We start from the raw sequence: 4,049 nt of genomic DNA on the forward strand, positions 1-4,049 counted from the left end.
CTGAAGGAGCTGGTCGCGGACAGGGCCGCGAAAGGCTTCACGGCGAAGGCCAAGATCGACTGCCGTCTTGTGCCAGAGGATTGCGATGTCACCACGGCCCTGTCGCTCGCTGAGAACATCACCCAGGCGCCGATGAATGCCATCGACGAGTTCGAGGCTTTCGCGCGGATGATGGAGGTCGACGACCAGACGCCCGAGACGATCGCAAAGACCTTCGGCACCACGGTGGCGGCCGTGAAAGGCCGGTTGCGCTATGGCCTAATCCACCCCGACATCCGCGCCGCGGCCCGGGCCAAGACGATCACGCTCGACACGATGAAGGCCTTTGCGGAGCATCCGAGCCAGGAGGTGCAGCGCGAAGTCTTCGAGGCGCTCACCAAGGAAGATAGCTACCTGCAGGCCTATACGGTCCGCCAGGCGCTCAAATCCCGCGGCGTGCAGGTCAGTGACGATATCGGGGCCTTCGTGCGCGCGGACTACGAGGCGCGGGGCGGCGCTGTCGCCGCTGACCTTCTGGAAGAGCATTCCGTGCTCGAAGACGCCGCGCTGGTCGAGACCATCCTGCTCGAGAAGCTCGGTGCCGCCGCCGAAGAGGCCCGCATAAAGCTGGGCTTTGCCTGGGCCGATGCCATGGTCCGCTATGATTACGCGACCATGGCCGACTACGGCCGCGTTTATCCCGGCCCGATCGAGCCTGATGAGGCTGCGCAAAAGCGCATCGATGAGATCACCGCCGAGCTTGAGAAACTGCAGCTCGAGATGGAGGATGAGGGGCTCGAGGACGGTGCCTACAACGCGCTTTACGAGCGCGTGGACGCCTTGGAAGAGGAAGCCCGCGACCTGCAGGAGGCCTACAGCGCCGAGGACCTCGCGCGGTCTGGGGTAATCGCGTCCTGGTCGGGCGGGCAGGTGACCCTCCATGTTGGCCTCGTCCGCCCGGAAGACACCGTCAAAAAGGAGGGCGCGCGCGGCTCCTCGGCTAGCCCGACCGGGGAGGAGGCCCCAGACGCCGGCGAAATCACCTATCCGGCCTCACTGGCTGAGGACCTCAAGACCGAGCGAGCCATGGCGCTTGGGGCCGCGATGGCGCTGCATCCGGAAGCTACGCTCGATCTGACGCTCTTCAAGCTGGTGAGCGACGTTCTGGCCAGCGGCATGAGTGTCACGCAGGCGATCAAGATCGATGCCCGCAAGGAATACCGCAGCCATGCCAAGATGGACGAGATCGACGCAACCTCGCTCGAGCAGGTGGCGGCGGCGCATGAGGCGCTGGACCTCTCCTGGCTCGATGACACCCGCGCGCCCGCCGATCAGTTCGCGGCGTTTCGCGCGCTGGAGGCAGGCGAAAAGGCCAAGCTCGTGGCCTATGCCACGGCCAGCACCACGCAGTCCTGCTTCGCGCGGGACCGCCAGCGCGACAGCCTGATGCATGCGTTCGAGATCGAGATCATGCCCGACATCCGCTCCCACTGGACGCCGAATGCGGCGCTCTTCAACCGCTTCAAGAAGGCTTGGCTCCTGAAGATCCTCGGCGAGGATCTGGGTCTCGCCCAGGAGGCGGTGACGCTGGCCTCGTCGAGCAAGAAGGAGATCGTCGCCTTTTGTGACAAGCTCTTCGCCGAGCCCTTCGCCACGCTCACGGACGCGCAGCGCGCTGCCGTGGCCGCCTGGTGCCCGCCCATGATGCAGACAGCCGGTGTCGCCTGTGATGAGGCGGAGCCCGCGGCGGAAACCCCGGAGCCTGACGGCGACATCGCGCAAGCGGCCTGAGTCCTCACGCGACCCGCGCGTGGACCATGCCGCCCGCGCGGGTCGACCCTTCCAAACCGAACAGAAAGACATCCCCATGGCTATTCTCAAGTTCTCTGCCTCCGCTGTTGCGGCGCAAATCGCACATGCGCGTGCCTGCAAGACCTTCCTGCCCAACTGGAACGGGCCCGTGGACAGGCCGGCCCTGATCCTCATCGTCGGCAATGGTGTGCATCTGCGCTCAAACGGCATCGATGGCACGACCACCCGTATCGTTACCACCGAGCAGGCCGATCCCTCCTTCGCCTTCGCCGACGGCATGAACCCGTTTCGGGACACCGACTGGATGGCGCAGCGCCGCATGGCGTTTCGCGATCTGACCGGCCAGTTTTACACCGACATCCTGGATGACGTGCAGGTGCTCATCGACCGGGGGCGAGGGGCCATCCGGCTCGCCACCGATGGCCACAGCATCCGCGTCTTCGTGCGCCGGGCCTCGGACTATCTCATCGGCGGGACCTACGAAGTGCCCTCGGGCCTCGGTGGCACCTTCAGGGTCATCCTCAAGGATGCCTGCGACACCTTTGCGATCGTGCAGAACTGTGGCAATTGCGAGGATTTTGACGCCATGCAGCCCTACCGCGTGCCGCTCGATGCGCTGATGGAAATCGATGACCGGAGGGCGGCGTGATGGGTTGGCTCTTCTACACCGACGGCCGCGTCCAGACCTACGCGGATGAGAAAGCGGAGATTGCTCGGCTGTGCACCTTCGAGGGCGAAAGGCGCAAGACGGAACTGGTCAAAGCCTGCAAGGTGGGTTCGACTTGGTACGCGGCGGCAAAGGTCACAAATATCGACGGCACCCCTGTCGAAGACACGACCTATGTCACCGATGCGGATGGCTCCATCACTTTCGCCGCCGTATTCCTTACCCGATATGATGACGGCTGCTGGGGCTACAAGGACATGGAGGAAAGCGCGGGACCGGTCGAATCCCGCGCGCCACTGAGCCTATTGGCCCTGCTGTCCGAGCTGAAAGACCCAGACAGCTATGCTCATGCCTGGCGCCAGCGCTGCCAGGACTGGGCTGCGATCCCGGACTACGAGGAAGGCGACAAGATCAAGCTCGCCACCCCTGTGACGCTCACCGATGGCAGTACCTGCCAGATTGTCACCGCGACCCACTACAGGCGTGGGCGGCAAAAGCGCCGCTGCTACCGCATCGAGGAAACTGGTGGGCTCGTACGCCTGTCGAAGGCCTCGCTTGCGGGCTCGGAGCTGCTCAGCTCCACGAAAGGTGCGGCTAGCCCGGTGCTGGCGGAGTTCCTGGCGGGGCGAAATTAGGTCCTGCGCCGGACGGTTCATCGACCTGCCCGGCGACAGCAGATGCTGCGGCTTGTCTTGACAAGGCAATGCAAATGCATTACCTATCGCGGGCAGCAAAGCCCCTTTTCTTCAGGAGACTGCCATGACAGCCCTCGCACAAGATGTCTCGAAACTCACGGATCGGTATCAGACGACCGTGCCGGCGGGTGTGCGCAAACAGCTCAAGCTGGGCAAGGGCGACCAGATTCGTTACTGCACCGAGCCGAGTGGCAGGGTCTATATCGAGCCCGTGCGCAGCGACGAGGAAGATCCCGTGCTCGGAGCCTTTCTCGATTTTGTCGAGGCCGATATCAAGGCGCATCCGGACCGCATTCGGGCTTTCGATGGGGCTTTGCATGACCGTCTTGCAGCACTGGTCGGAGACGTTGATGTCGATCTCGATGCGCCGCTATCGCTCGAGGATGAATGAGCGGCGATAGCGTGCCCGCCCAAGCGCCCCTTGTCGTGAATGGATGGTCGATTTATGCGCACCCACTCTTTCTGGACCAGCTCGAAGGGCTGGTCGAGGAGGTAGAGGCGCGTAAGGCTCGCGATCCCAAGACCTGGCACAAGAAAAACCCGACGAAACGGCTGGCCGCCATCTTCAAGCTGGTCACCGAGGCCATACCTGCAGATCCGGGTGCCGCCGCCTTCCGGCAAGGCGGCACACTCGGCGATCACCGCAAGCACTGGTTCCGGGCGAAATTCTTCCAGCAGTATCGGCTGTTCTACCGGTTCAACAGCGATGCGAAGGTCATCGTGGTGGCATGGGTGAACGACGACAAGACCCTGCGCGCCTATGGCAGCAAGACGGATGCCTATGCGACGTTCAAAGGGATGCTGGAAGATGGCAACCCACCTGACAATTTCGACGCGCTCTTGAAAGAAGCTGCAGCGGCAGGCAAGCGGTTCGAGAAATCCCTTGAAGCGGTGCC

At 63.5% G+C, this 4,049-nt stretch carries 5 protein-coding genes; all 5 read left to right on the forward strand.

Features of this window, described 5'->3' with window-relative positions; genetic code table 11:
* On the forward strand, nt 1-1,770 hold a 1,770-nt coding region (locus PXK01_RS21760), incomplete at its 5' end, for a ParB/RepB/Spo0J family partition protein (protein WP_274861713.1).
* 76 nt (nt 1,771-1,846) lie between these two features.
* Nucleotides 1,847-2,440 (forward strand): hypothetical protein, encoded by a 594-nt coding sequence (locus PXK01_RS21765; RefSeq protein WP_025042408.1) that lies wholly within the window; start codon nt 1,847-1,849, stop codon nt 2,438-2,440.
* Nucleotides 2,440-3,093 (forward strand): DUF6927 domain-containing protein, encoded by a 654-nt coding sequence (locus tag PXK01_RS21770; RefSeq protein WP_024099305.1) that lies wholly within the window; start codon nt 2,440-2,442, stop codon nt 3,091-3,093. The genes PXK01_RS21765 and PXK01_RS21770 overlap by 1 nt, the downstream gene beginning before the upstream one ends.
* Nucleotides 3,094-3,217: 124 nt before the next feature.
* Entirely contained in the window at nt 3,218-3,544 is a 327-nt protein-coding gene (locus PXK01_RS21775) for a type II toxin-antitoxin system PrlF family antitoxin (RefSeq protein WP_005668772.1), read from the forward strand.
* Nucleotides 3,541-4,049 (forward strand): type II toxin-antitoxin system YhaV family toxin (locus PXK01_RS21780; protein WP_274861715.1); only part of this gene is annotated, 509 nt, incomplete at its 3' end. The genes PXK01_RS21775 and PXK01_RS21780, both read left to right, overlap by 4 nt.

Origin of the sequence: Phaeobacter sp. PT47_59 (assembly GCF_028890025.1) — a bacterium.
Lineage (GTDB): Bacteria > Pseudomonadota > Alphaproteobacteria > Rhodobacterales > Rhodobacteraceae > Phycobacter.